The sequence below is a fragment of the Rhodoferax sp. SPJ4 genome (assembly GCF_058216275.1).
In genome coordinates, this window is sequence record NZ_JBYZMN010000001.1 from 859,416 (window position 1) to 885,941 (window position 26,526).

General features: G+C 66.5%; 24 protein-coding genes. 7 read left to right on the top strand and 17 right to left on the bottom strand.

The annotated features are described in order from the left end of the window. Nucleotides 1-87: 87 nt before the first annotated feature. Nucleotides 88-1,881: a glutamine--tRNA ligase/YqeY domain fusion protein gene (locus AC4BAR_RS04320; RefSeq protein ID WP_490626575.1), complete on the bottom strand. Its 1,794-nt coding sequence runs from the start codon at nucleotides 1,879-1,881 to the stop codon at nucleotides 88-90. A 193-nt stretch (nucleotides 1,882-2,074) separates the two neighbouring features. Here AC4BAR_RS04320 and AC4BAR_RS04325 point away from each other — a divergent pair, with 193 nt between their 5' ends. Together AC4BAR_RS04325 and AC4BAR_RS04330 are read left to right on the top strand one after the other, a co-directional pair. Further along, entirely contained in the window at nucleotides 2,075-3,148 is a 1,074-nt protein-coding gene (locus AC4BAR_RS04325) for an acyltransferase family protein (RefSeq protein ID WP_490626576.1), read from the top strand. Nucleotides 3,149-3,295: 147 nt separating this feature from the next. Further along, nucleotides 3,296-3,652, top strand: a complete 357-nt coding sequence (locus tag AC4BAR_RS04330) for a hypothetical protein (RefSeq protein ID WP_490626577.1) — start codon at nucleotides 3,296-3,298, stop codon at nucleotides 3,650-3,652. An 85-nt stretch (nucleotides 3,653-3,737) separates the two neighbouring features. Here the strand turns inward: AC4BAR_RS04330 and AC4BAR_RS04335 are convergent, their stop codons facing one another. Together AC4BAR_RS04335 and AC4BAR_RS04340 are read right to left on the bottom strand one after the other, a co-directional pair. Beyond that, on the bottom strand, nucleotides 3,738-4,274 hold the full coding sequence (locus AC4BAR_RS04335; RefSeq protein WP_490626578.1) for a DUF3455 domain-containing protein: 537 nt from the start codon (nucleotides 4,272-4,274) through the stop codon (nucleotides 3,738-3,740). A gap of 146 nt (nucleotides 4,275-4,420) precedes the next feature. Beyond that, the gene (locus AC4BAR_RS04340; RefSeq protein WP_490626579.1) at nucleotides 4,421-5,764 is read right to left on the bottom strand and encodes a S8 family peptidase; all 1,344 of its coding nucleotides are present in this window, start codon (nucleotides 5,762-5,764) and stop codon (nucleotides 4,421-4,423) included. A gap of 252 nt (nucleotides 5,765-6,016) precedes the next feature. Between AC4BAR_RS04340 and AC4BAR_RS04345 the strand changes: the two genes are divergently transcribed. Further along, entirely contained in the window at nucleotides 6,017-6,841 is an 825-nt protein-coding gene (locus AC4BAR_RS04345; RefSeq protein ID WP_490626580.1) for an undecaprenyl-diphosphate phosphatase, read from the top strand. 136 nt (nucleotides 6,842-6,977) lie between these two features. Then, complete coding sequence (locus tag AC4BAR_RS04350; RefSeq protein ID WP_490626581.1) at nucleotides 6,978-7,859, top strand: peptidoglycan-binding protein; 882 nt, start codon at nucleotides 6,978-6,980, stop codon at nucleotides 7,857-7,859. 10 nt (nucleotides 7,860-7,869) lie between these two features. Here AC4BAR_RS04350 and AC4BAR_RS04355 read toward each other — a convergent pair whose 3' ends face one another. The 6 genes from AC4BAR_RS04355 to AC4BAR_RS04380 all read right to left on the bottom strand — a co-directional run bounded on the left by AC4BAR_RS04355 (nucleotide 7,870) and on the right by AC4BAR_RS04380 (nucleotide 15,348). Beyond that, the gene (locus AC4BAR_RS04355) at nucleotides 7,870-8,700 is read right to left on the bottom strand and encodes an alpha/beta hydrolase (protein ID WP_490626582.1); all 831 of its coding nucleotides are present in this window, start codon (nucleotides 8,698-8,700) and stop codon (nucleotides 7,870-7,872) included. 13 nt (nucleotides 8,701-8,713) lie between these two features. Continuing rightward, the gene (locus AC4BAR_RS04360) at nucleotides 8,714-9,541 is read right to left on the bottom strand and encodes a proteasome-type protease (RefSeq protein ID WP_490626583.1); all 828 of its coding nucleotides are present in this window, start codon (nucleotides 9,539-9,541) and stop codon (nucleotides 8,714-8,716) included. A 27-nt stretch (nucleotides 9,542-9,568) separates the two neighbouring features. Continuing rightward, on the bottom strand, nucleotides 9,569-12,160 hold the full coding sequence (mutS, locus tag AC4BAR_RS04365) for a DNA mismatch repair protein MutS (RefSeq protein ID WP_490627191.1): 2,592 nt from the start codon (nucleotides 12,158-12,160) through the stop codon (nucleotides 9,569-9,571). A gap of 162 nt (nucleotides 12,161-12,322) precedes the next feature. Continuing rightward, nucleotides 12,323-12,991: an OmpW/AlkL family protein gene (locus tag AC4BAR_RS04370; protein ID WP_490626584.1), complete on the bottom strand. Its 669-nt coding sequence runs from the start codon at nucleotides 12,989-12,991 to the stop codon at nucleotides 12,323-12,325. Nucleotides 12,992-13,028: 37 nt separating this feature from the next. Next, nucleotides 13,029-14,312 carry a hypothetical protein gene (locus AC4BAR_RS04375; RefSeq protein ID WP_490626585.1) on the bottom strand — a complete coding sequence of 428 codons (1,284 nt, stop codon included), beginning with the start codon at nucleotides 14,310-14,312 and terminating at the stop codon, nucleotides 13,029-13,031. A 139-nt stretch (nucleotides 14,313-14,451) separates the two neighbouring features. Beyond that, nucleotides 14,452-15,348 carry an inositol monophosphatase family protein gene (locus tag AC4BAR_RS04380; protein WP_490626586.1) on the bottom strand — a complete coding sequence of 299 codons (897 nt, stop codon included), beginning with the start codon at nucleotides 15,346-15,348 and terminating at the stop codon, nucleotides 14,452-14,454. Nucleotides 15,349-15,510: 162 nt separating this feature from the next. Between AC4BAR_RS04380 and AC4BAR_RS04385 the strand changes: the two genes are divergently transcribed. Together AC4BAR_RS04385 and cysE are read left to right on the top strand one after the other, a co-directional pair. After that, nucleotides 15,511-16,302: an RNA methyltransferase gene (locus AC4BAR_RS04385; RefSeq protein WP_490626587.1), complete on the top strand. Its 792-nt coding sequence runs from the start codon at nucleotides 15,511-15,513 to the stop codon at nucleotides 16,300-16,302. Between the two features lie 15 nt (nucleotides 16,303-16,317). After that, nucleotides 16,318-17,091, top strand: a complete 774-nt coding sequence (gene cysE, locus AC4BAR_RS04390; protein ID WP_490626588.1) for a serine O-acetyltransferase — start codon at nucleotides 16,318-16,320, stop codon at nucleotides 17,089-17,091. 7 nt (nucleotides 17,092-17,098) lie between these two features. Here the strand turns inward: cysE and mog are convergent, their stop codons facing one another. Further along, entirely contained in the window at nucleotides 17,099-17,689 is a 591-nt protein-coding gene (mog, locus tag AC4BAR_RS04395; RefSeq protein WP_490626589.1) for a molybdopterin adenylyltransferase, read from the bottom strand. Continuing rightward, entirely contained in the window at nucleotides 17,682-18,293 is a 612-nt protein-coding gene (gene yjgA / locus AC4BAR_RS04400) for a ribosome biogenesis factor YjgA (protein WP_490626590.1), read from the bottom strand. Before yjgA ends, mog begins: the two co-directional genes overlap by 8 nt. Nucleotides 18,294-18,363: 70 nt before the next feature. Here yjgA and pmbA point away from each other — a divergent pair, with 70 nt between their 5' ends. After that, nucleotides 18,364-19,734 carry a metalloprotease PmbA gene (gene pmbA / locus AC4BAR_RS04405; protein ID WP_490626591.1) on the top strand — a complete coding sequence of 457 codons (1,371 nt, stop codon included), beginning with the start codon at nucleotides 18,364-18,366 and terminating at the stop codon, nucleotides 19,732-19,734. A 51-nt stretch (nucleotides 19,735-19,785) separates the two neighbouring features. Here the strand turns inward: pmbA and AC4BAR_RS04410 are convergent, their stop codons facing one another. The 6 genes from AC4BAR_RS04410 to AC4BAR_RS04435 all read right to left on the bottom strand — a co-directional run bounded on the left by AC4BAR_RS04410 (nucleotide 19,786) and on the right by AC4BAR_RS04435 (nucleotide 26,526). Continuing rightward, nucleotides 19,786-20,232, bottom strand: a complete 447-nt coding sequence (locus AC4BAR_RS04410) for a GatB/YqeY domain-containing protein (RefSeq protein WP_490626592.1) — start codon at nucleotides 20,230-20,232, stop codon at nucleotides 19,786-19,788. 89 nt (nucleotides 20,233-20,321) lie between these two features. After that, nucleotides 20,322-20,534, bottom strand: coding sequence for a 30S ribosomal protein S21 (gene rpsU / locus AC4BAR_RS04415; protein WP_490626593.1), 213 nt, complete (start codon nucleotides 20,532-20,534; stop codon nucleotides 20,322-20,324). A gap of 150 nt (nucleotides 20,535-20,684) precedes the next feature. Further along, nucleotides 20,685-21,905, bottom strand: coding sequence for a BaiN/RdsA family NAD(P)/FAD-dependent oxidoreductase (locus tag AC4BAR_RS04420; protein ID WP_490626594.1), 1,221 nt, complete (start codon nucleotides 21,903-21,905; stop codon nucleotides 20,685-20,687). An 87-nt stretch (nucleotides 21,906-21,992) separates the two neighbouring features. After that, nucleotides 21,993-22,796: a uroporphyrinogen-III C-methyltransferase gene (gene cobA / locus AC4BAR_RS04425; RefSeq protein WP_490626595.1), complete on the bottom strand. Its 804-nt coding sequence runs from the start codon at nucleotides 22,794-22,796 to the stop codon at nucleotides 21,993-21,995. After that, nucleotides 22,793-23,695: a DNA-binding protein YbiB gene (ybiB, locus tag AC4BAR_RS04430; protein WP_490627192.1), complete on the bottom strand. Its 903-nt coding sequence runs from the start codon at nucleotides 23,693-23,695 to the stop codon at nucleotides 22,793-22,795. The genes cobA and ybiB overlap by 4 nt, the downstream gene beginning before the upstream one ends. Nucleotides 23,696-23,757: 62 nt before the next feature. After that, nucleotides 23,758-26,526, bottom strand: coding sequence for a nitrate reductase (locus AC4BAR_RS04435; protein ID WP_490627193.1), 2,769 nt, complete (start codon nucleotides 26,524-26,526; stop codon nucleotides 23,758-23,760).

Genomic DNA, 26,526 nt, shown 5'->3' on the forward strand with positions numbered 1-26,526 from the left:
GGCGCGCGGTGGGAGAAATCCAAAACCGCTTGTGCCACGTACGCTGCCGCCACCAGGCCCACGGTTCCCCATGCCGACGGGCATGGTTTACTTGCCCCAGCTGTCCTTCAAACCCGTCACCCGGTTGAACACCAACTGGCCCGCGCCATGGTCCTTGCGGTCGGTCACAAAGTAACCGTGGCGCTCGAACTGGAAGCGGGCATCCCCCTGGACGCTGGCCAGTGAGGGCTCGACATAAGCCGCGACGGTCTTCAGGCTGTCAGGGTTGAGCTCTTCCAGAAAGTCCTTGTCGGTGGTGTCGGGGTGGGGCACGCTGAACAGGCGGTCGTACAGCCGCACCTCGGCCGGCAGGGCGTCGGCCACGCCCACCCAGGTGATGACCCCTTTGACCTTGACCGCATCGCTGCCGGGGGTGCCGCTCTTGGTGTCGAGCACCAGTTCGGCGTGGACCTCGGTCACCACGCCGCTGGCGTCTTTCAGCGCGCCGGTGCAGGTGATCACATGGCCGTATTTCAACCGCACCTTGTTGCCAGGGTACAGGCGGTTGTAGCCCTTGGGCGGCAGCTCTTCATAGTCGCTGCGCTCCATCCAAAGCTCCTTGCCAAAGCTGAAGCTGCGGCGTCCCAGCTCGGGCAGGTGGGGGTGGACCGGGGCGCCACAGGTGTCCAACGTGCCGGCACCATGCAAGGCGTCCCAGTTGGTGATGACCAACTTGACCGGGTCCAGCACTGCCATGGCACGCGGGGCGCTGACGTCCAGGGTTTCGCGCAAACAGCCTTCCAGCGTGCTGTAGTCGATCCAGCTGTCGGATTTGGTGACGCCAATGCGTTCGGCAAACAGCTGGATGGCTTCGGGTGTGTAGCCGCGCCGGCGCAGGCCCACGATGGTGGGCATGCGGGGGTCGTCCCAGCCGCTCACATGGCCCTGGTTCACCAACTGCGCCAGCTTGCGTTTGCTGGTGATCACGTAGGTGAGGTTGAGCCGCGCAAACTCGTACTGACGGGGGTGGGGCTGGGCCAGCAGGCCGCCTTCGCAGAGCCGGTCGAGCAACCAGTCATAAAACGGGCGCTGATCTTCAAATTCCAGCGTGCAGATGCTGTGGGTGATTTGCTCCAGCGCGTCCTCGATCGGGTGGGCAAAGGTGTACATCGGGTAGATGCACCATTGGTCGCCGGTGTTGTGGTGGGTGGCGCGGCGGATGCGGTAGATGGCCGGGTCGCGCAGGTTGATGTTGGGCGAGGCCATGTCGATCTTGGCGCGCAGCACGGCGGCACCGTCGGCCAGTTCGCCGGCACGCATGGCGCGGAAGCGGGCCAGGTTCTCGGCCGGGCTGCGGTTGCGGAAGGGGCTGTCCACCCCGGGTTTGCCGAAGTCGCCGCGGTTGACGCGTATTTCTTCGGCGGTTTGTTCGTCCACATAGGCGTGGCCGGCCTCGATCAGGTGCTCGGCCGCGCGGTACATGAAGTCGAAGTAGTCGCTGGCTTGGTAGAGGTGACTGGTGCCGTGGGCATCCCAGCCAAAGCCCAACCACTGCACCGCGTCCAGGATGGAATTGACGTACTCGGTGTCTTCCTTCTCGGGGTTGGTGTCGTCAAAGCGCATGTGGCACACGCCGCCGTAGTCGCGCGCCAGGCCAAAGTTCAGGCAGATGCTTTTGGCGTGGCCCACGTGCAGGTAGCCGTTGGGCTCGGGCGGGAAACGGGTGCGGATTTTGGCCGGGTCGGGCTGGCCGGCGGCGTGGTGGGCGGCGTCACCTGGGCTGCCGGCCCAGCGGCGGCTGGCGTAGGCGCCCGATGCCAGGTCGTGCTCAATGATCTGGCGCAGAAAGTTGCTCGGCTTGCTGGGGGGTTCTTTGTTGTCGGTGGAGGTGGGGGCGCTCATGCCGTTCATTCTATGAGGGGGCCATGCCATCCCGCGCCGTGGGGCTGGCGGCGGTGGCTCGTCCAGGCCCGATTGCAGCCTGTTCACCACAGTGGTTGTAGCGGGGGCGTCAGCAAGGCGGGGGCAGAGCGGGTAACATCCGCGCCTTTGCCCGCACCGGCGGCCCGTGCCCGGCCCCCACCTCCGTTTGCCGATGTCTGCCCCCCCGTCACCCACTGCCAGCCCCCGCTTTGCGCTGATCGACGCGCTGAAGGCGGTGGCGTCGCAGCTCATCGTGCTGCACCACCTGGCGTTTTACGGCCCGATGTCTGACCTGGCCGAGCCACTGGCGCCGGGGTTGATGGCCTGGTTCAGCCAATACGGTCGGCTGGCGGTGGCGGTGTTTCTGGCGATTGGCGGCTTTCTGGCGGCGCGCAGCCTGGCGCCCATGGGCCGGTTGGTGAGCACCGCACCCGGGGCCACCTTGCGTCGGCGCTACCTCAAGCTGGTCCTGCCCTATGCGGTGGCGCTGCTGCTGGCGGTGCTGGCCTCGGCGCTGGTGCGCAGCCTGCACACCCATGAGGTGACGCCGGCGGCCCCCACGCTGGTGCAACTGCTGTCCCACCTGATGCTGTTGCAGGACCTGCTGGGCCAGGAGGCCTTGTCGGCCGGGGTCTGGTACGTGGCCATCGATTTCCAGGCCTTCGCCTTGCTGCTGGGGTTGTTGTGGCTGGCCCGCCAGCTGGGCGCCCGCTGGGGCTGGGGCGAGGCGGGCACCCGGGCGCTGGGGGTGGCGCTGGTGCTGGCCATGGCCGTGGCGTCCATGGTCTGGTTCAACCGCCTGGTGTCGCTGGACGCCCTGGCACTGTATTTCTTTGGCAGCTACGCCCTGGGCGCAGCGGCCTGGTGGGTGGCCAGCCGGACCTTGCACTGGCGCTGGGGCTTGCTGGTGGGCGGGGTGGCTCTGGCCGCGCTGGCGCTGGACTTCCGCAGCCGCCTGGCGGTGGCGCTGGCGGTGGCGGTGCTGCTGGCGCTGGGGCATGGCATGGGCTGGGCGTTGACCTGGCCACGCAGCCGGCTGCTGGCCTGGCTGGGCAACATCTCCTACGCGGTGTTTCTGCTCAATTTCCCGGTGGCGCTGCTGGTGAACGCGGTGTTTGCGGTGTTTGTGCCGGCCGAGCCGGCCTGGCAGGCGGCGGGGCTGCTGCTGTCCTGGGGCTTGAGCAACCTGGCCGGGGCGGCGTTTCACCGCTGGGTGGAGCAGCCGATGGCGCGCTGGCGGTTTTAGCCGTCGGGTCTGTTACCTCTGGCAACCAACTTTCACCGCCGCCATGGCATCGAAAACGGGTGCCGGTGCGTTAATTCCTCACCAAGGCCCGAAACACCGCCGGTGTGTCAGGCTTGTCGCCCCCATGGGCCAACCCAGGAGATTGACATGACCGTTCGCAAATTTGCTGCTTTTGCCGCCACCGCCGCGGTGGCAGGCGCTGCCCTGATGGGCGCCAGTGCCGCCCAGGCCCGCAGTGACGTGGCCTTTTCCATCGGCATTGCCGCACCCGGCGTGGGCGTGACGGTGGGCAATTACGCGCCGGCCTACGTGGCCCCGGTGTACTACGCGCCGCCGCCGGTGGTTTACTCGCCAGCCCCGGTTTATTACCAGCCGGCGCCGGTGTACTACGCCCGGCCGGCCCAGGTGGTGTACCGGCCCGCGCCGGTGTATGTGGCCCCCGCCTATTACGGCGGCCACCACCATCACCGGGGTGGTTATTACGACGGCCGCTGGGCCCGCTGAACCCGCGTTTCGCTGACCCCATGAAAAAGGGCTGCAAGCTCACCGCTTGCAGCCCTTGCTGTCGTCTGGGCCGGTCAGCTTGGCTTCAGAGCGGCTTCCAGAAAATGTAATCGGCGGTGTAGGTCGCGTCGGCCTTGGCGCCGTTGGCCTGGGCATGGCAGGTGTCGGCCGGCACCGTGCCGTGGCGGGTGGCCACGCGCTGGATGTAGCTGACGTTGGTGAACGCGCCGTTGCCGCTGGAACTGTTGGCTTTCACCAGCTGCAGCGCAATGCTGCCCGGGGTGCCGGGGGCGGTGGCCACCTGGCTGCCGGTGACGCTGGAGCCGTCCAGGTTGGCCCAGGTGGCGGGCGGCCCGTAGTACTTGCCAACCAGGCGGTCGTTGCGGTCGTTCAGCGTGGCGTCGGGGGCCAGCTGCACCCATTCAAACTGGCTGGGCTGCTCGTATTTCTGCCGGCATTCGTAGGTGATCTTGCCGCTGGCCACGGTTTCCAGCGCGATGCGGTGACCCGCGGGCACCTTGATGGCGGCCGGTGCGGCCTCGACGTCAAAAGCCATGGAACTGGGACCGGCACAACCGGCCAGCACCGCCAGCGTGGCGGCAGCAGCAAGGGGACGAAACATGGGCAGACAAGCTCGCAAAATGAACAAGGCTTCAGTATCGCAGGTGGATGTGACCAGGCCTTGTGTCGAAACGTGTCCACCAGCGGCAAAACAAAGCCCCGGCTCCTGTGCAGGAAGGCGGGGCGATGCAGGGCCGAGGGAGGGTCTTACTGGATGTCTGCCCGCAGCCGGCGCACCTTGGCGCCGTCCTTGCTGGCCTGGTTGGTGGTGACCGCGGTGTTCTTGAGGTAGCTCCACACGGTGGCGGCCGAGGCATCGGGGTAGCGGCCCCGGTACACGGCGGCGGCGCCGGTCACGTGCGGGGCGGCCATGGAGGTGCCCGACAGGATGAGCTGGCCACCGCCGTTGCGGGTCGAGACCACATTGACACCGGGGGCCCACAGGTCGACGCAGCGGCCGTAGTTGCTGAAGCCGGGCTCGGCAAAGTTCTCGTCGTGGGCCGCCACCACCAGCACGCCTTCGGTGCTGCCGCCCACCCGGGTGGGCGATTCGGTACAGGCATCGGTGCGTTCGTTGCCGGCCGACACCGAGATCACGATGCCGGCGGCAGCCACGCGGCGCACCGCGTCGTCAAACATCTTGCTGGGCGAGGAGGTCAGGCTGATGTTGGCCACGGCCGGGCGCATGGCGTTGGCCACCACCCAGTCCAGGCCCTTGATGGCGATGGCGGTGGTGCCGGTGCCGTCACAGCCCAGCACTTTCACCCCGACCAGCTTGACGCCGGGGGCCATGCCCACGGTGTCGAATTCGTTGTCGCGCGCGCCGATGGTGCCGGCCACATGGGTGCCATGGCCGTTGCAGTCGGTGTTGCTGCCACCGTAAAAATTCACATGGCCGACCAGGTTCAGCTCGTTGCCGCTGCTGCCCACGCCGGTGTCGATCACGTAGGCGGTGGGGATGTCCACGCTGCCCCTGCCGTCGCCGGGGGCGGTCCAGCTGTTCACGCCGTCCGACACCCGGATGCCATAGGGCGTCACCTGGGGCACCGGCTCGGGGGCGGGTCCGGCGGGTGCCGGCTGGGTCTGCAGCACCGGCACGTTGACCGATTCGTCGCCCTGCGACGGGTCAGCGCCGGGCGCGGGGCCGGGCTTGCCGCCGCCGAAGGACAGCCCCCCCAACAGGTTGGTCAGGCCCCCCAGGTTGTTCAGCAGCGACAACTGGGCGATGCGGGTGGGTCTGACCTCTTCGATGGCTTCCACCGAGGGCTCTTGCTGCAGCGCCGTCACCTGCTGCGGGGTCAGGTGGGCCGAAAACCCGCTCAGCACCGTGCTGTAGGCTTGTCGCACAGTGAAGTTCAGCGTTTTTTCCAGTCGCAAGACCTCGGTCAGCGTGGTGGGCTTGAGGTAGCCCCAGGCCCGGCTTTGGGTGGCGATGCGGTCGTCGGCCGGCTTGCTGCGCACGGCCGGCAGCTTGTTTTCGGCAAAACGAACAATGTATTCTTTTGTTTGACCGATGGCGGCGCCGGAGGCCAAGCCGAGGCCAATCAGCACGAGCAATGAATTGACACGTTGTCCCACTTGAGTACCTTTGTATTCAGTTTGGCCCCTGGCCTTGACAGGATTGTCCAAGAACAACACCCCCCAAACCAGCCGGAATGCCAGACCAAACCTAGGGAAAAACCCGCGTGAATGTGACATTTTCACGGCCGGCCAGACCGTCCAGCGGGCCGCAGACGACGGGCGTGTTAAGCGGCGGCAGTGGTCACCGGAGCGATAATGCGCGCTCTTTTTTCAGGAGCGCGTGTGGACATCGTGTTGTTGGCCAAGGCCATGGTGATGGGGGTGGTGGAGGGCTTGACCGAGTTCCTGCCGGTGTCGTCCACCGGGCATCTGATCCTGGCGGGTGCCTTGCTGGGTTTTGACGATGACAAGGCCAAGGTGTTCGACATCGCCATCCAGACCGGGGCCATCTTCGCGGTGATCCTGGTCTACTGGCAGAAGATCCGGCAAACGCTGGTGGCCCTGCCCAGCGAGCGCCAGGCCCAGCGTTTTGCGCTCAACGTGCTGATTGCCTTCATCCCGGCGGTGGTGCTGGGCCTGCTGTTCGGCAAGGCCATCAAGGCCCATTTGTTCACCCCGGTGGTGGTGGCCAGCACCTTCATTGTGGGGGGGCTGATCATCCTGTGGGCCGAGCGCCGGCCGCCCGCTGCCACCCGCATCCACAGCGTGGACGAGATGGGGCCGCTGGACGCGCTCAAGGTCGGGCTGGTGCAGTGCCTGGCCATGGTGCCCGGCACCAGCCGCAGCGGCGCCACCATCATCGGCGGCATGCTGCTGGGCCTGAGCCGCCAGGCCGCCACCGACTTTTCGTTCTACCTGGCCATTCCCACGCTGATCGGCGCCGGCGCCTACAGCCTGTACAAGGAGCGGGCGCTGCTGAGCCTGGCCGATGTGCCGTTGTTCGCGGTCGGCCTGGTGTTTTCTTTCCTCAGCGCCTGGCTGTGTGTGCGCTGGCTGTTGCGTTACATCGGCAGCCACAGCTTTGTGCCGTTCGCCTGGTACCGCATCGCCTTCGGCCTGGTGGTGCTGGGCACGGCCTGGAGCGGGCTGGTGACCTGGGCCGCCTGAGCCACCGTTCTCCAACCAACGGAGGGTTTGCAAGCCGGGGTCCGCTCCGCACAATCCGGGGCGTGGGCCGTGCCGCACCCCCGGCGCACGGAAGGCAAACCACAGCGGGGGTGGTTTTGACCGGGAGGAGGGTCCCATGGCACTCGATCTGGTGTCGGCGGTGCGCCGACTGTCTTCCAAGGCGCGACCCGAGTACCTGCAGGCGCTGGGTGAACACGCCACCCTGCTGGCCGAACACGAACTCAACACGCCGCTGCGGCAGGCGCATTTTCTGGCCCAGGTGCTGCATGAATCGGGTGGCATGACCTTGCTGCGGGAAAGCATGAAATACAGCGCGTCCCGCATCCTGGAGGTGTTTGGTGTCAACCAGCATTCGGCCAAGGTCTTGCCCGAAGAGGCACAACAGCTGGCCTTCAACGAGCGGGCCTTTGCCGAGCGGGTTTATGGCCTGGGCAACCCCCGCAAGGCCCGTGAGCTGGGCAACACCGAGCCGGGCGACGGTTTCCTTTTCCGCGGCAATGGCCTGCTGCAGACCACCGGCCGGGCCAACCACCGCACCATGGGCGAGCTCAGTGGCCTGGACCTGGAGAGCGACCCCAGCCTGGCCACCACGCCGGAACATGCGCTGCAGCCGGCGCTCAACGAATGGACCCGGGGCAAGCTCAACCGCCTGGCCGACCTGAACGACCTGAACGGCATCACCCGCGTCATCAATGGCGGTTTCAACGGCATCCAGGACCGCCAGTCCTGGTTCGACCGGCTCTGGCCGATGCTGCGCACCGACGCCCAGCCCGAGGAAAGCTGGCAGGCGGGCAAACGCAGCAAGGACACGGCCTGGCTGCAGGAGGCGCTGAACGACCTCGGTGCCGACCCGGTGCTGGAGGTCGATGGCCGTTACGGGCCGGGCACGGCCCGTGCCGTGCGCGGTTTCCAGGCCGCGGCCGGGCTCAAGGCCGACGGCGTGGCCGGTCCGATCACGCTGGCGGCCATCGAATCGCGGCTCAACCGCCTGCGCTGACGACCGGCGCTCAGCCCTGCATGCCGCGGATGGCGGCTTCCACCGCGGCGGCGGTGGCCAGCGGCTTTTCCATCGGGAACAGATGGCTGCCATCCAGCATGGCCATGCGGCCGCGGGTGACTTTCTCGGTCAGCGCCAGGCCAGCCTGGCGCAGTTCTTCCGATTGCAAGCCGCCGACAAAGGCGACTGGACAGCGCGGCGGGTGTCGGCTGAGGAGCCGGTCCAGGTGGTCGGGCAGGGTGTTGTAGATGGCGGTTTCCACCTCGCGGTCAAAGCGCAGCACCCGTTTGCCGTCCAGGTCTTCGGTGCCGTGGTCGATGTAGTCGACCAGGGCTTGCGGGTCCCAGCGGGCAAAGGCCTTCTTGCTGGCGAAATGGGCCAGCGCCGCATCGCGGTCTGGCCATTGGTGGCGGCGTTTGCGGCTCACCGCGCCCGGCGTCATGCTGCCAAACAGCGGTGTGCGTTTGGCCATGTTCACCGCGGTGGCGCGCCAGCCCCCCACCATGGGCGAGTCCAGCAGCACCACGCCGGCCAGGCCATGGCCGCCCAGGCCGTCGGCGCCAGTCTGCGGGTGGCGGGCCGCCACCATGGCGCTCAGCATGCCGCCCAGCGAATGGCCCACCAGCCAGGCCGGCTCACCGGCGCGGGCGATCTCGGTGGCCGCAAAGTCGGCCACCTGGCGCACCAGATGGGGCCAGTTGTTGCTGACTGGAAAGCGCGGGTCATGGCCCAACCGGTCAATGGCGCGCAGCTTGAAGCCGCGTACCCGCAAGGCCTTGAACAGCGTGTTGTAAGTGGCGCCGGGAAAGCCGTTGCCGTGCGAAAAAACGATCAAGCCCATATCGCCCGCAGAGTCAGATCAGCTTTTCGGACGGCGAGGTGATTTTTTTCAGCGGCTGGGCCCGGCTGGACTGCACCATCAGCGGGGTGTCGGTGTGGCTGCCGTCCCAGACCGGCTGCTGGATGCCATCGAACACCTCGCGCAGCTTCTGGCCCCAGCTGCCGCGCAGCATGCGGAAATAGGGGTTGTTCTCGTCGATGCACAAGACCTTGTCGGTGTGGAAGCTGCTGGCCTCGTAGACCACCATGTCCAGTGGCAGGCCCACCGACAGGTTGGACTTCAGCGTCGAGTCCATCGACACCAGCGCGCATTTGGCGGCCTCGTCCAGCGGTGTCTCGGGGGTGATGACGCGGTCGAGCACCGGCTTGCCGTACTTGGATTCGCCGACCTGGAAGTAAGGTGTTTCCGAGGTGGCCTCGATGAAGTTGCCGGCCGAGTAGACCTGGAACAGCCGCATGCCTTCGCCGGCGATCTGGCCACCGAAGATCATGGACACGTTGAACTCCACGCCTGCCTGTTTCAGCGAGGCCGCGTCGCGTTCATAGACCCGTCGCACCGCCGCGCCCAGCACCCGGGCGGCGTCGAACATGCTGGTGGCGTTCCAGATGGTGATGGGCGGGCCGTCCTCGGGGTCCTTCAGTTGCTCGATCTGCAGGATCTCGCGGATGGACTGCGAGATGCTCAGGTTGCCGGCCGACAGCAGCACCATGAAGCGGTCGTGCGGCTTCTCGTAGACGATCATCTTGCGGAAGCTGCTGATCTGGTCGAGGCCGGCATTGGTGCGCGAGTCCGACAGGAAGACAAGGCCGGCGTTGAGTTTGATGGCGACGCAGTAGGTCATGGTGGGTCAGGGTGGTTGAATGCGGTCTCAACGCGAGGCCGCATGGAGCTTGTGCAGGGTGTACAGCGCGTCCAGCGCTTCGCGCGGGCTCAGGCTGTCGGGGTTGAGCTGGGTCAGCGCGGACTCCAGCGCGCTGGGGCCGCGGCTGTCGGCCTCGGCCGGGGCGGCGAACAAATCCACCTGGGCCCGGGTTTCCGATTGCTGCGCCTCCAGCGCTTGCAGCGCATGGCGGGCGTGGTGGAGGACGGCGGCGGGCATGCCAGCCAACTTCGCAACTTGTATGCCATAGCTGCGGCTGGCCGGTCCGGGCTGGATCTCGTGCAGGAAAACAATGTCGGCGCCAGCCTCGGCCGCACTGACATGGACGTTGACCGCCGCATGGTGCTGGGCCGGAAACTCGGTGAGTTCGAAGTAATGGGTGGCAAACAGCGTGAAGGCCTGGGTCTTGTCGTGCAAATGGGCGGCGATGCCGCTGGCCAGCGCCAGGCCGTCGAAGGTGGAGGTGCCGCGGCCGATCTCGTCCATCAGCACCAGGCTGTGCGGGCTGGCGCTGTGCAGGATTTGCGCCGCCTCGGTCATCTCCAGCATGAAGGTGGACTGGGCATTGGCCAGGTCGTCGGCCGCACCGATGCGGGTGTGGATGGCGTCGATGGGCCCGAGCCGGCAGGCCCGCGCCGGCACATGGCTGCCCATGCTGGCCAGCAACGCGATCAGCGCCACCTGGCGCATGTAGGTCGATTTGCCGCCCATGTTGGGGCCGGTGATGACTTGCATGCGCTGTTTGGGGCCCAGCCGCGTGTCGTTGGGGATGAAGCTGCCGCCACTCAACTCGGCCAAGCGGGCCTCGACCACTGGGTGCCGACCGGCGCTGATGTCGATGCAGGGCTCGCGCACAAACTGCGGCGCACACCAGCCCAGCGTCAGGCTGCGCTCGGCCAGCGCACACAGCGTGTCCAGCGAGGCCAGCGCGGTGGCCAGCCGGCCCAGCCGAGGCACATGGGCCTGCAGCTGGTCGAGCAGTTGCTCGTACAGCCATTTCTCACGGGCCAGCGCGCGGTCTTGTGCGCTCAAGGCCTTGTCTTCAAAGGCCTTGAGTTCCGGCGTGATGTAGCGCTCAGCGTTCTTCAGGGTCTGGCGGCGACGGTAATCGCTGGGCACCTTGTCGACCTGGCCCTGGGTGACCTCGATGTAGAAGCCGTGCACCTTGTTGAACTGCACCCGCAGGTTGGCAATGCCGGTGCGGGCCCGCTCCCGGGTTTCCAGGTCGAGCAGAAAACCGTCGCAGTTGGTCTGGATGGCGCGCAGCTCGTCCAAATCGGCGTCAAAGCCGTGCGCGATCACGCCACCGTCGCGCACCAGCGCGGCTGGCTCGTCCAGCAGGGCGCGGCGCAGCAGGGCCAGCGCGTCAGCCGGTGGCACCAGCGCCGCTGCCAGCTCCGTCAGAAGGGGCGCGTCCCAGTGCGACTGCTGCAACAGGTGTTCGGCTTTGAGCAGCGTGTCGCCCAGCGCCACCAGCTCGCGTGGTTTGACCTGGCGCAGCGCCAGCCGGGCGGTGATGCGCTCCACATCGCTGCTGCCCTTGAGACGCTCGCGCAACCCATGCCACGCCCCTTGACCTTGCGGGCCCTGCAGCTCGTCGATGGCGGCCAGCCGGGCCAGCGCCTCGCCGCGGTCGCGCCGCGGGGCCAGCAGCCATTGCTTGAGCAGCCGGCTGCCCATGCCGGTCATGCAGCTGTCGAGCAGCGAGAACAGCGTGGGCGCGTCTTCACCGCGCAGCGTTTGCACCAGCTCCAGGTTGCGCCGGGTGGTGGTGGGCAAATCGATCAGCTCGTCGCGCCGCTGCACCTGCAGGCCGGTGATGTGCGACAGCGCCCGGCCTTGGGTGTGTTCTGCGTAGGCCAACAGCGCGGCGCTGGCGGCGTGGGCCTGGGTCAGGCCCTCGGCCTGCCAGGCGGCCAGGCTGGCCGCACCCAGCTGTTCGAGCAGCTTGCGTTGGCCCAAGGCGGCGTCGAACTGCCAGCCCGGCCGCTCGGTCAGCAGCAGGCCTGTACCCTGGCGGATGGCTTTGAGCGTCTGCTCGAAGGCCGCGGTGACGTCGCTGCCGTGCAGCAGCTCGCTGGGCGCGATGCGGGCCACCCAGGCCGGCAGTTCGTCGAGCGCACATTCGGCGAGCCGCAGGCTGCCCTGGGTGACGCTGAGCCAGGCCAGGCCGACGCCGTTGGCCTTGGCGCTGCGGGCGCCCTGGTGCACCGCCAGCAGCACCGATTCGGTCTTGTCGCTCAGCAACTCGGTGTCGGTCACGGTGCCGGGTGTCACCACCCGCACCACCTTGCGCTCCACCGGGCCTTTGGACGTGGCCACGTCACCCACCTGCTCGCAAATGGCCACCGATTCGCCCAGGCGAATCAGCTTGCCCAGGTAGCCTTCCAGCGCATGAAAGGGCACGCCACACATCACCACCGGCTCGCCGGCCGACTGGCCGCGCCGGGTCAGCGTGATGTCGAGCAGACGGGCGGCCTTTTCGGCGTCGGCATAGAACAGCTCGTAGAAATCGCCCATGCGGTAGAACACCAGCGTGGCGGGGTGGTCCAGCTTGATGCGCAGGTACTGCTGCATCATCGGCGTGTGGCCGCTCAGGTCGGCAGGGGGGGAGGTCACGGGGGCAGACACGGTGGGTGGGGCGTGGATCGCAGCCCTGCAGTGTAGCCAGCCGGCCCCATGAAAAACGCCGACCTGCCGCAGGGGCGAGGTCGGCGCGGGAGGCCAGATGGGCGCGGCGGTTTACAAGGCCATGCCCAGGCTGACCTGCACGGTGCGCGGGTTCAGCGTCAACTGCTGGGTCTGGCCGGTGGACAGCGTGGCGGTGGTCTTCAAAAAGGTCTTGCCCATCCAGACGTCCAGGTAGTAGGGGTCGCTGATCATGTAGGTGGCACCCACCTGCACGGTGGCGGCGAACTTGGACTTGACCTTGAGCGTGGTCTCACCGCCGGGATTGGTCAGGCCGGACAATGCGGCGCTGCCCCGCTCGTGGAAGAAGTAGGCGTAGGTCAGGCCCAGACCCACATAGGGGCGGAAGGCGGACTCGGGCGACATGAAGCGGTACTGAACGAATTGCGTGGCGGGCAGCGACTTGACCGTGCCCAGCTGGCCCACACCCTGGATGGAACCGGTGCCGTACACCGGAAACCGGAACGGCGGCGCCAGCGGCAGGTCCACCGACAGGTGGTCGGTCAGCATCAGCGTGATGCCGCCGCCGATCTTGGTGCTGGGGCCATTGTCGGTGGTGGAGCCGGACGGCGCCGGGCCCGACAACTCACCGCTCTTCACCTGGGGTGCGACGCGCATCACGCCGCCGCGCACCATGAAGGTACCTTCATACTGGGCAAAGGCCGTCGTGCTTCCCAGGGCGAGCAAGCCCGCGAACAGGGGCAGGGCGATGGCATGTTTCATGGATGAGTCTCCCGTCAAGGCGAATTGTTGGTGGAAATCAGAGCAGACCGGCACGGACCAGCTCGAGGTTCACGCCACGGGCCAGCAGGTTGTGCAGATAGGGCGTGGGGTGGGCGCTGTCGGCAAAGTAATAGCGCACCCACCAGTCAGGCCCCATGCCGGCCGGCGGGTTGGCGCTCAGCATCGCGTCGGTGCAGTTCTTCAGGTCGTAGGTCGGCAACATGTCCAGTGTGCCCTTGCCCGTTTCGGGGCAGACGGGGGTGTCGGAGTTGGCCACCAGCAGGTTTTTGTCGGTGATCGCGTCATTCACCAGCTTGCGGTAGTCGATGGGGATGATGCGCTTGTCGGTGCCGATGTTGGCAGCCAGCTGGCGGTTGAAGGTGTTGACCCATTCCACGATGGCCGGGACCTTGGCTTCGGCGCCCTGGATGGTGGTGCGCGCCTGCGTCAGGCGCGGCGCCTGGGTGACGTTCAGCAGATTGAGGATGACCACTTTCTTGCCACCCTTGGCCAGCACATTGGCGGTGACCGAGGTGTACAGCTGGTCGGCCAGTTTGGCCATGTAGGCGTTGCCGGCGGCCACCTTGTCGCTGTTGGAAATGCCCTGGGTGCCCACCAAGGTCGTGAAGGCCAGACCCTGGTCAATGTCAGACTGGATGTAGGCGGTGGCGAGGTCAGACGCGTCGTTGGTGCCGGCGATGACGATCACCAGGTCTTTTTCGCCCACGCCATTGGTGCCCAGGGTTTCCAACTGCTTCAGCACCGACAGTGGGGTGTTGGCGCCGGTGGTGCCGGGCAGCGAATCGGCCACCTGCTGGGTGATGCCGGCGATGGTGCCACCGATCAGCGGCAGTGCGGGCGCATTGGCCAGCAGACTGCCCAGGCCGGGCAGGAAGGACAGCACCTGATTGAGCTGGCTGCCAGGGGGCAGGGCGCCATTGATCGCCGGGCCGATCACTGGCAGGGCCACCAGGTTGTTGGCCAGTGTCGGCTGGAAGTTGATGCGGCTGCCGCCGATGGCGTAGCTGGAGCATCCCAGCGTGGTGGTGAAGGCGATGCTGCCGTTGGCGCCGGTGTAGTAGTTGCACAGGGCTGGCGCGCCCATGCTGGCCGCCACCAGCTCGGTGAAGACGGGGTAGCCCTTGGCGTTGGTGGTGCTTTGCACCGTGAACTTGTAGCCGAAGGTGCCGGCGTCGCCTTGGTCATCGCCCACCACTTGCACGCGTGACGTCTGGGTCTTGGTGCCGGCCGCTCCGCCTCCGCAGGCAGTCAGCAAGGCAGCGGTGGCGAGCGCGAGGCAGGTGAGGATGCGTTGTTTCATGGGGGCGAGAGGTTAGGGTTAAAAAAAGAACGCCCGTTCTTTTTTTCGGTACTGGATAGTACCTTTGGATACCCTTTTCGCCGCCCGGGTTACTACTTATTTACCGTAGATGAATGCACCTAAAACGCCCATTTGTGAATTAGTTCGCGCCGCCTTCCGCACCCGAATCGGGCATTCCCAGCGTGGCTTGCGCGCCAGCCTGGCGAACCTGGGCTTTTTCGCCGGCGGTGGCGAATTTGCTGTATTTCGACAACACGCTGACCAGCTGCGAATAGACCTTTGGACTGCCCGCCAGGCACTCCTTGTGCTCCAGAAAGTCCGCCTCACCGGTAAAGTTACCGACCAGTCCGCCGGCCTCCTGAACGAGCAGTGAGCCGGCCGCCAGGTCCCAGGGCTGCAGGCCGGTCTCGAAGAAGCCGTCGGTGAAGCCAGCCGCCACATAGGCCAGGTCCAGCGCGGCCGCGCCGGGCCGGCGCAGGCCGGCGCAACGCGGCATCAGGTCGGACATGATGGCCAGGTAGTTCTTGAAGTTGTCGCCCTGACGGAAGGGGAAGCCGGTGGAAATCAGGCAGTCGGCCAGACGGATGCGTTTGGACACCCGCAGGCGCCGGTCGTTCATGTAGGCGCCGCGGCCCTTGGTGGCGCTGAACAGGTCGTTGCGGGTGGGGTCATACACCACCGCCTGTTCGATCTTGCCGCGCACCGACAGCGCGATGCTGACGCAGTAGACCGGAAAGCCATGGATGAAGTTGGTGGTGCCGTCCAGTGGGTCGATGATCCAGACGAATTCCGAATCCTTGGCCCCATGCTGGCTGCCCGACTCTTCGGCCAGGATGCCGTGGCCCGGATAGGCGGTGAGCAGGGTCTCGATGATGGCCTGTTCGCTGGCGTGGTCGACCTCGGTCACAAAGTCGTTCACCTGCTTTTGCGAGATCCGGACGGCCTCGACGTCGAGTGCGGCGCGGTTGATGATGGCGCCGGCGGCGCGAGCGGCCTTGACGGCCACATTGAGCATGGGGTGCAGGTTGAGCGACATAAATTGTGAGGTTGGGCCCACCGACGGGGTCGGCGTGCGCAGAGGATGAGCCATTCGGTCGCCCGGCAATGCGAGCGGCGACAATCCTGCATTTTACCCGCAGGCCCCTGTTTTGCACGCCACGGCGTGGGCGGCGGGCCCTGACCGCCCCTTGTTTCTGCCATGCACACCCGATTTGTCCTGATCAACACCAGCCATGCCGGCAATGTGGGCGCCACCGCCCGTGCCATGAAGGTGATGGCGTTCGACGACCTGGTGCTGGTGGCGCCGCGCTGGCCCAATGTGCTGCGCCGCGAGGAAACCGTTCAGCGCGCCAGCGGTGCCCTGGATGTGCTGGCCAAGGCCCGCATCGTCGAGACGCTGGACGAGGCGCTGGACGGCATGAGCCATTTGTGCGCCACCGCGATGACGCCGCGTGATTTCGGCCCGCCCACCATGGCGCCCCGGGCCTGCTTCGAGGCCCTCTCCAGCCCTGCCAATGTGGGTCTGCAAAGCCCTTGGTCCGCGGCCCACCGCATGGACAGCCCGGGCGCAGGCATGGCGTTTCTGTTTGGCTCGGAGCGCTTCGGCATGCGCAACGAAGATGTTTACCGCTGCCATGTGGCGCTGAGCATCCCCACCAACCCGGGTTTCGGCTCGCTGAACTTGGCGGCTGCGGTGCAACTGGTTGCCTACGAGTGGCGACAGACGCTGGGCGGCTTTGAGGCCCCCACCTCGCCAGCCTCCCCGGTAACCGAGGCCACGCTGGCCGACGCGCCGCAGGTGGCGGGCATGCTGGCCCATTGGGAACAGGCGCTGGTGGACATTGGCTTTCTGGACCCCGAGGCGCCGAAGAAGCTGATGCCTCGGCTGAACCAGTTGTTCAACCGCGCGGCCCTGACGCCGGAAGAAATTCACATCCTGCGTGGCGTGGCCAAAGCCATGCAGCGCGCAGCGATCGAGGCCAAACGATAAACTGGTTGTATGCAAATGTTTGAACGTCTCCGAGCCGACGTGCGCTGCATCAAGGAGCGGGACCCGGCCGCCCGCAGCGTTTGGGAGGTGCTGACCTGCTACCCCGGCCTGCATGCGCTGGTGCTGCACCGCCGCGCCCATTGGTGCTGGCACCATGGCTTCAAGTGGCTGGGGCGTTTCATCTCGCATTGCTCGCGCGGTTTCACCGGCATCGAGATCCACCCTGGTGCCACCATCGCGCCGGGCGTGTTCATCGACCATGGCATGGGCATCGTGATCGGCGAAACCGCCGAAATCGGCGAGGGCTGCACCATCTATCAGGGCGTGACGCTGGGCGGCACCTCGCTGACCAAGGGCGCCAAGCGCCATCCGACGCTGGGCCGCAACGTGGTGATCGGCGCCGGCGCCAAGGTACTGGGCAGCTTCACCGTGGGCGACAACGCCAAGGTGGGCTCGAACGCGGTGGTCACCAAGGAGGTGCCCCCGGGCGCCACCGCGGTGGGCAATCCGGCGCGCATCATCCAGGCCGAGTCCGACGCCAAGCGCGAGGCCGTGGCCTCCAAGATGGGCTTTTCAGCCTATGGCGTGACGCAGAACGACGACCCGCTGAGCCAGGCCTTGCGGGGCCTGATCGACAACGCCTCGTCGCAGGAGCACCAGATTGCGTTGCTGTGGGAAGCCATTGAGAAGTTGTCGGCCAGTCGCAAGGCCGGTGACTGTGTGCCCACCGACGCGGCGCGCAGCGAATGTTTCGAAGCCGACAAGCTGAACCAGCTGATCGGCAAGTGAGGCAGGCTCAGCCGGCTTGGCTGGGCCGCACCGCGTTCTTGGGCCGCCAGGCCTTGCAAACGGCCTCGTCGGTTTCGAGGTAGGGCCCGCCGATCAGGTCGATGCAATAGGGCACGGCGCCAAAGATGCCGGCCATCTTCAGGCTGCCATCGGTGTTGCGTGCGCCTTCCAGCGTTTCCTGGATGGCTTTGGGCTGGCCGGGCAGGTTGATGATCAGGCATTGGCCGCGGATCACCGCCACCTGGCGCGACAGGATGGCGGTGGGCACAAACTGCAGGCTGATCTGGCGCATCTGCTCGCCAAAACCCGGCATTTCCTTGTGCGCCACGGCCAGCGTGGCCTCGGGCGTGACGTCACGCAGCGCCGGGCCGGTGCCGCCGGTGGTCAGCACCAGCGCGCAGCCACTGTCCACCAGCTCGATCAGCGTTTCGCTGATGCGGGCCTGCTCGTCGGGAATCAGCCGGGGCTCAAAGCGCAGGGTGTTCTTCAGCGCCCGGCCCAGCCAGTCTTGCAGCGCGGGCAGGCCTTTGTCTTCGTAGACGCCGCTGGAGGCGCGGTCGCTGATGGAGACGATGCCGATCTTGACCGGGTCAAACATGGCTCAGGTGCTCCTTGATGAACTGGAAAATGTCCCGGTAGGCCCGGCCATGGCGGGGCGCGGCACCGGCGGGCGCATTGGGCAGGGCGGCGGCGTCCTTGCGGGCCTGGCGGATCAGCGCACGCAGCTGCTGGGTGTCGGTGCCGGGAAAAGCCTCCAGCCACAGGGCCAGGGCCTCGTCGGTGGCCAGCAAGGCGTCGCGCCACTGCTCGATCTGGTGCAGCACCAGGGTGTCGGCGGCCGAGCTGCTGTGCTGGGCGGTCAGGGCCTCGCGCACCGCAGCCAGCTGGGTCTCGTCGAGCTGGCGCATCAGCTTGCCGACAAACTGCAGCTGCCGCCGTTTGCCCTCGAAGTTGGTGATGCGCTTGGCCTCGGTCACCGCGTCCACCATTTTGTCGGACAGGCCCAGCGAGCCGAGTTTGTCAGCGGACAGCGTCAGCAGGTCTTCGCCCAGTTTCTGCAGCGCATCGCTCTCGCGCTTGAGCTCGGTCCGGCTGGCCTCGCTCGTGCCTTTGAGCTCGGCTTTCAACTGCAGGTCCAACTCGCTGCCCTCGGCAACAAACTGGCCCTGAACGAAGTAGCCTTTTTTGAATTTTCTGGACATCTGGGGGCGGTGTGGGTAAAGCGGGCGCTGCGACGCGCGCAGGCAGTGCCCAAGTATCATAGCCGCCGATATGACCACACCCGCACACACCCCCGCCGACGGTTTCAGCCACAGCCGTGCCCAGTTTGAAGACCTCGTGGACACCGCGCTGGCCCATGCCAAAAAGCTGGGGGCCACCGACGCCGGGGCCGAGGCCTCCGAGGGCTGTGGTCTGAGTGTGTCGGTGCGCAAGGGTGAGCTGGAGAACGTAGAGCGCAACCGCGACAAGTCGCTCAGCGTCACCGTCTACCTGGGCAGCCGCCGTGGCAATGCCAGCACCTCCGATTTTTCCAAGCCCGCCATTCAGCAGACGGTGCAGGCGGCCTACGACATCGCCCGTTTCACCGCTGAAGACCCGGTGGCCGGCCTGCCGGATGTGGCCGACATCGCCACCGCCCAGCGCGACCTGGACCTGTTCCACCCTTGGGCCATCACCAGCGAGCAGGCCGCGGCCATGGCCATGGCCTGCGAAGACGCGGCGCTGCGCACCAGCAAACGCATCACCAACAGCGAGGGCGCGGCGGTGTCGGCCCAGCAAAGCCATTTCTTCAGCGCCCACACCCATGGCTTCCGGGGTGGCTACGCCAGCTCGCGCCATTCCATCTCGGTGGCGCCCATCGCCGGCAAAGGCCGCGACATGCAGCGCGACGCCTGGTACAGCTCCATGCGCCACGCCGCCGAGCTGGCCTCACCCGAGGCGGTGGGCCGCTACGCCGCCGAGCGCGCTTTAAGCCGGCTCAAGGCCCGCAAGATCCCCACCACGCAATGCCCGGTGCTGTTCGAGTCACCGGCAGCGGCCGGCCTGCTGGGTGCCTTTGTGCAGGCGGTGAGCGGCGGATCGCTGTACCGCAAGAGTTCTTTCCTGCTCGACTCGCTGGGCAAACCGGTGTTTGGCAAACACATCGACATCGCCGAAGACCCGTTTGTGCTGCGCGGCAAAGGCAGCTCGCCGTTTGACGACGAGGGTGTGGCGGTGCAAGCGCGCAAAGTGGTGGAAGCGGGACGGGTCGAGGGCTATTTCCTCAGCACCTACTCGGCGCGCAAGCTGGGCATGAAAACCACCGGCAACGCCGGCGGCTCGCACAACCTGACGCTGAGCTCGCGCCGCACCAAGAAGGGCGACGACCTGAACGCGATGTTGAAAAAGCTGGGCACCGGCCTGTTCGTCATCGAGCTGATGGGCCAGGGCGTGAACTACGTCACCGGCGACTACTCGCGCGGCGCCAGCGGCTTCTGGGTGGAGAACGGCGAGATCGCCTTCCCGGTGGAAGAGATCACCATCGCCGGCAACCTGAAAGACATGTTCAAGGGCATCGAGGCCGTGGGTGCCGACACCTACAACTTCGGCGCCAAGACCGTGGGCTCCATCCTGGTGAACCGGATGAAGGTGGCGGGGAGCTGACCCAAGCCTGCGCCACCCCCGTAGCACCCGCCAGGGCGGCGGGCGGGGTGCTCAGTTGGCCAACGCCGCCTTGACGGCCGCCGACACCAGCGCCATATCGGCCTTGCCGGCGAGCTGGGCTTTCACCGCACCCATGACCTTGCCCATGTCACCGGGGCCCTTGGCGCCCAGCCCGGCCACGATGGCCAACACCGCTGCCGTGACTTCGTCGGCGCTCATGCGGGCCGGCAGGTAGGCCGCCAGCACCTTCAGTTCGCTGGCTTCCTTCTCGGCCAGGTCGGGCCGGTCGGCCTGCTCGTAGGCGGCGATCGAGTCCTTGCGCTGCTTGATGAGCTTGTCGACGATGGCGATCACCATGGCGTCGTCCAACTCGATCCGCTCGTCCACCTCTTTTTGCTTGCAGGCGGCCAGCAGCAGGCGGATGGTGCCCAGGCGCTCGCTGTCCTTGGCGCGCATCGCGGTCTTCATGTCTTCGGTGATCTGGTCTTTGAGGGCCATGGGGTGTTCCTTGAAATGAGGTCGGGCATGAAAAAACCCGCTGGAACAGGTCGCAGCGGGTTGTTTGGGAGCCGCCGAGGCGGCTGCGCTCAGTACAGCTTTTTGGGCAGCTGCATGCTGCGCACGCGCTTGTAGTGGCGCTTCACAGCGGCCGCCTTCTTGCGCTTGCGCTCGGCGGTGGGCTTTTCGTAAAACTCACGGGCGCGCAGGTCGGTCAGCAGGCCGAGCTTTTCAATGGTGCGCTTGAAGCGGCGCAGGGCCACGTCAAACGGCTCGTTTTCTTTAACACGGATCATCGTCATGGGTGAACAGATTCCAAAATTGTGCTCTGGGAAGATCGGGCCCATGAGCGGGGTTCCCCGCCAAAATGAATGTCAGGCAGCGGGGTGGTGCCAGTAAAGCCTGAAATTATAGCGGGATTCGGTGGCGCCACAACGCTGCCCCGGGTGGATTCAGGCCGAAAGGGCGGCGTTTTTGTGCGCCACCAGGCCCTGGGCGCAGGCAAAACCGCTGGCCCAGGCCCATTGGAAGTTGTAACCCCCCAGCCAGCCGGTCACGTCGACCACCTCGCCGATGAAATACAGCCCGGGTTGCTGGGTGGCGGCCAGGGTCTGCGACGACAGGTCGCGGGTGTCCACCCCGCCCAGCGTGACTTCGGCCTTGCGGTAGCCCTCGGTGCCGTTGGGCAGCAGCTCCCAGCGCGCCAGCTTGTCGGCCAGCGCCTGCAGCGCCTTGTCGCTGGCGTCGCACACCGGCCGCTGCCAGGCCGGGTCTTGGGCCGCCCAGGCGTCGGCCAGCCGGGCCGGCAAGGCACCGGCCAGCTCGTTGGCGATCAGCTTGCGTGAGCGGACCTTGGCCTGGGCCAGCAGGGCGGCCAGATCGACCTCGGGGGCCAGGTTGAGCTGCAGCGGCTGGCCTTCGCGCCAGAAGCTGGAAATCTGCAGCACCGCCGGCCCGCTCAGGCCACGGTGGGTGAACAGAAGGTCTTCCAGAAAGGCGGTGGCGGATTTCTTGGCGCCGGTGGCAATGCGCACCGGCAGTGACAGGCCGGCCAGTTGGGCATAGGGCGCCCAGGCCGCGCCGTCAAAGGTCAGCGGTACCAGCGCCGGCCGCAGCTCGGTCAGGCGCAGGCCGAACTGGCGGGCGATGCGGTGGCCGAAATCGGTGGCGCCAATCTTGGGGATGGACAGGCCGCCGGTGGCAATCACCACCGTGGCGCTGCGCACCATGCCGCGGTCGGTGTCGAGTTCGTAGCCGGCCTCGGTGTGGCGCACGGCGGCCACCCGGCAGGGCTGCCAGCGTGTCACCCGGCCGGCGTCGCACTCGCGCAGCAGCAGTTGGATGATGTCTTCGGCCGAGCGGTCGCAGAACAGCTGGCCTTTGTGTTTTTCGTGGTAGGGGATGCCGTGGCGCTGCACCAGCGCGATGAAGTCGCGTGGGGTGTAGCGTGACAGGGCCGAGCGGCAGAAATGCGGGTTGGCGCTGACGAACTGGGCGGGCGTGGCGTCGCGGTTGGTGAAGTTGCAGCGGCCACCGCCGGAGATGCGGATCTTCTCGGCCACCTTGTCGCTGTGATCGATCACCAGCACCTTCAGGCCCAGCTGGCCGGCCACACCGGCACAAAACAGGCCGGCGGCACCGGCGCCCACAATCACCGCATCAAACTCCAACACACACCACCTTCAGCGGCGGCGCCGGGAAGGGCCGCACCGGCGCGCATTGTCGCCCATGGGCCGGGCAGGGAAGGGCAGCGGGCCGGGTCAGGCGGCGCGGGTGAAGGCCTGGCCGTCGGCCGAGGTGCTGGCGGCCGCCAGACCTTGCAGCACCTCACCCACCACAATCACTGAGGGGCTGGCGAAGCCACCGTCGCGCACTGTGCGCACCAGGTCGCCCAGCCGCGTCACCCGGTGGCGCTGGTCGGGCCGGCTGACGTTTTGCACCACGGCCACTGGCGTGTCGGCCGGTAGGCCGGTCAACAGGCCGCCCTGGATGTCGGACAGGCCGCTGACGCCCATGTAGATCACCAGCGTCAGTTTGGCGTCGTGGGCCATCCGGGCGATGGCCGGCCAGTCCATGTGGTCGTGGCCGGGCTTGGCGTGGCCGGTGAGAAACACCACACCATGGGCATGCTCGCGGTGGGTCAGCGGCACGCCCAGCGAGGTCACGCCGGCCAGGCCGGCGGTGATGCCGTTGATGACCTTGACCTCGACGCCGGCCGCGCGCAGGTGCTCCACCTCTTCGCCACCACGGCCAAAAATAAAGGGGTCGCCGCCCTTGAGCCGCACCACCCGTTCACCCTCCTGCACTGCCACCAGCATCAGCTTCTCAATGAAGGCCTGGGGGGTGGAGGAGCAGCCGCCGCGCTTGCCCACATGGACGATGCGGGCGTTGGGCGAGGCGAAGGCCACCACCTCGTCGCTGACCAGGTCGTCGACCAGCAGCACGGTGGCAGATTGGATGGCCTTGACGGCCTTGAGCGTCAGCAGTTCCGGGTCGCCCGGGCCGGCACCCACCAGGGTGCAGCTGCCTTGGGTGCGGGACAGGTTGTTGGTGAAATTCGTCATGTTGCGGTCAGTTGCAAGATGTGTTCCACCTGCCGGGCAATCGGTGCCGGCACCGGCAGGTGGCCGGCCATCACCTGCTGAACATAGGCGGCGGTGCTGGCGGCGTCAATGGCTTTGGGCAACTCGGGCACCTGCAGCAGCGGGCCGTCCTGGGCGGCCTGCACCTCGCGTCGCTGGCCGTCCTTGAAGGCCAGCATGGCCGGGGTGCGTCGCGGGTCGGCCACCGGCTCGCCCTCGGTGCCACGCAGCAGCAGGGCGTTGGCGCCAATCAGGGTGAAGGTGGCGGCCATGGACACCGCGTATTCCGGGTGGGTGTAGCTGCTGACGATGAGGCTGGGGCCGGCGCAGGGGTTCATCAGCTTCACCAGGCTGTGGGCCGGGTTGCGCAGTCCCACCACCCGGCGCACCTCCAGCAGCCGTTGCAGACCGGGGCACAGCAGCGCGGTGGGGGCAAACACCACCTGGCCGGGCACGATTTCTTCCACCGCCGACAGCGGGGCCACGCCGCAGGCCTGCAGCACCTCGGAGGCAAACACCCGGCGGGTTTCGGTGGCCGCGCCATGGACCAGCACCGGCAGGCCCTCACGGGCCAGCAACAGGGCCAGCAGCGGCGTCAGCACCGGCAGTTTGCGGGCGCCGTTGTAACTGGGCAGCACCACCACCGGCCGGGTGCTGGTAGGAAAGTGCCGCAGGCGGGCGTGGATGGCGTCGAGGAAGCCGGCGGCTTCCTCCGGCGTTTCGCCCTTAATGCGCATGGCCAGGCAAAAAGCGCCGATCTCGAGGTCGGTCACCGTGCCGTCGAGCACCTGGCCCAGCAGGTCGGCGGCTTGCGCCCGGTCGAGCGCTCGGGCACCATCTTTGCCGCGACCGATTTCCTTGATGTACTGACTGATGCCCATGTCGCGATTGTCGGTCATGGCTCATGACTTTTTGCCATAAGCCAAATGACCGCCGGCCCCGGTCAGGCCGCCTGTTTCAGAGGTATCACGGAGCGCACCATGCGCTTGAGCTCGGGCACGCAGGAGCCACAGTTGGTACCGCATTTCAGCGTGTCTTGCAGCGATGCCAGGCGCGCATCTTCCGTACCGTTGCAGGTGGCCAGGTGAGTCTGGATGGCTTCGTCTGTGACATTCAAGCAGGTGCAAATCTGTTTGCCTCTGGACTGTACGGCCACCGGCGCCTTGGCGCCTGGTACCAGCAGCAGGCGGCCATAAGCCTGGGCCGGCAGTTCGTCCTGCAACAAGGTCTTGATCCAGGCTTCGGCGCTGGTGTCCCCCGCAAGCAGGAAACCTTCCAACCTGGCATCCTCGCCCTGACGCACCAGCCGCACCGATCGGTGCTGGCCCTTCTTCAGATCGGCATAACGCAACACGTCACTGCCCGACAGCCCCAACAACGATTCCAACTCTGCCAGCACCTCGTGGGGTGGCAGGTAATCGTCGGCGGCGCGAAACAGGATGCCCGTGCGTTCCCGACCGAAAGGCACGCAGCTGGCAAAGGAGAAACGCGCCATCAGCGGTTTCAGCTTCTCCCGGACTGCGAGTGCTTCGGCCTCGGGCAGCCAAGCCACACCGAGCAAAGCCCATGGCAACTCGGCCTTGAGAATCTTGACTGCCGCATGCTTCAACTCGGGCTGCTTGGAGGAGGGGCAGTAAGCGGAGGTGGTCAGGGCGTTGACACCGGCCAGTGACTCACCGGTGCTGGCGCGCCCACTGAGGTATTCCGCCCCCCAGTGCATCGCAATGAATGCCTGACTGGCGCCCATTTCTGCGCTGCCCTGCACCGGCACGACGATGGAGCCACGCTTGGAGGTCACATGAACCAAATCCCCGTCGCGCAGCTGCCGCCGTGCCATGTCCTGCGGGTGCATCTGCACGGCGGGTTCGGCCACATGACCAAACAGCCGGCCCAGCGTGCCGGTTCGACTCATACCGTGCCACTGGTCGCGCAGGCGTCCAGTCGTGAGTGAAAAGGGAAAACGCGATTCGCGGGGTTCGGCCACCGGCTTGTACACGGTGTTGGCAAAACTGGCCTTGCCATTGGGGGTGGGGAATATACCGTCTCCGTAGAGCCTGGCCTTGCCGGTGGTCTGGCCTTCCCGCAGCGGCCACTGCTGGGGTGCAGTTTCCAGCATGGCATAGCTCATGCCGGTGATGTCAAGGTCACGCCCGCGGGTTGACTCCCTGTGCTCCAACCAGATGGACTCCGCGTTGGTGTATGGAAACATGGGCTGGTGCCTGGCCAGCGCTGCTTCAAGTCGCTTGGCGAAGGCCACTGCAATCGACCAGTCATGCCGCGCCTCGCCAGGCGCAGGCACTGCCGGGCGCACGCGGGACACACGACGCTCGCTGTTGGTGACCGTACCTTCTTTTTCTCCCCAGGTGGTGGCAGGCAACAGAAGGTCGGCGTAGTCGCATGAGGCAGGGGTCGCGAACGCCTCTTGCACCACCACAAACTCGGCACGCTCCAGCGCACGGCGCACCGTGGCCTGGTCGGGCATGGATTGCAGCGGGTTCGTGCAGGCGATCCACAGGGCCTTGATCTCGCCGTCAGCTGCCGCTTGAAACATTTCCACCGCGGTCTTGCCAGGTTTCGACGGAACATCTGGCACCCCCCACAGCCGTGCCACTTCCGCGCGGTGTTCTGGGTTGGCCATGTCGCGGTGGGCACTGATCAGGTTGGCCAGTCCACCCACCTCGCGGCCACCCATGGCATTGGGCTGGCCGGTCAGAGAGAAGGGGCCTGCCCCCGGTTTGCCAAGCTGACCGGTGGCCAAATGCAGATTGATCAGGGCGGCATTCTTGGCTGTGCCGCTGCTGGACTGGTTCAGACCTTGGCAATAAAGACTGAGGGTGGCCGGCGACGTGGCGAACAGCCGCGCAGCCTCTAGCAGATCGGTCTTGGGGAGCCCGCACAGGTCAGCCACGAGGTCCGGTGTGTAGTCGCGCACCGTGGCTTTGAGTGCATCGAACCCCGTGGTGTGTGCCGCGATGTAGGCGGTGTCCACCCAGCCCTCCCACAACATGATGTGCAGCAAGCCGTTGAACAGGGCCACATCGGTACCGGGCTGGATGGGAAGGAACAAGTCGGCGATTTCGGCCGTGTCGGTGCGGCGCGGGTCGCAGAAGATGATCTTCATCTGGGGATTGGCGTGCTTGGCCTCCTCGATTCGTCGAAACAGAATGGGGTGGGCGTAGGCGGTGTTGCTGCCGACGATGAAGATGCACTGGGCATGGTTCACGTCGTCGTAGCAGGTCGGCGGGGCATCAGCCCCCAGTGTCATTTTGTAGCCAGCCACTGCGCTGCTCATGCACAGTCGGGAGTTGGTGTCCACGTTGTTGGTGCCGATCAGACCCTTGGCCAGTTTGTTGAAGACGTAATAGTCCTCCGTGAGCAATTGGCCTGAGATGTAGAAACCCACCGCGTCCGGTCCATGGGTCAGTATCACGCTGGCAAATTCGGTGGTGGCCAAGTCAAGCGCGGCATCCCATCCAATGCGATGGGGTGCCGCACCCCGTTGCAGTCTTTGCATCGGGTGCAACAGCCGGGTTTGCCGCGTCACGGCGGCGCTGGCGGTCAGGTGCAGGGTTGACCCTTTGCTGCACAGCTTGCCAAAGTTGGCCGGATGGTCAGGGTCACCGCGCACGCCAGTGATTTGGTCCCCCCGGGCTTCGATGACCACACCGCAGCCAACCCCGCAGTAGGGGCAGGTGGATTTGGTTTCGTGAAT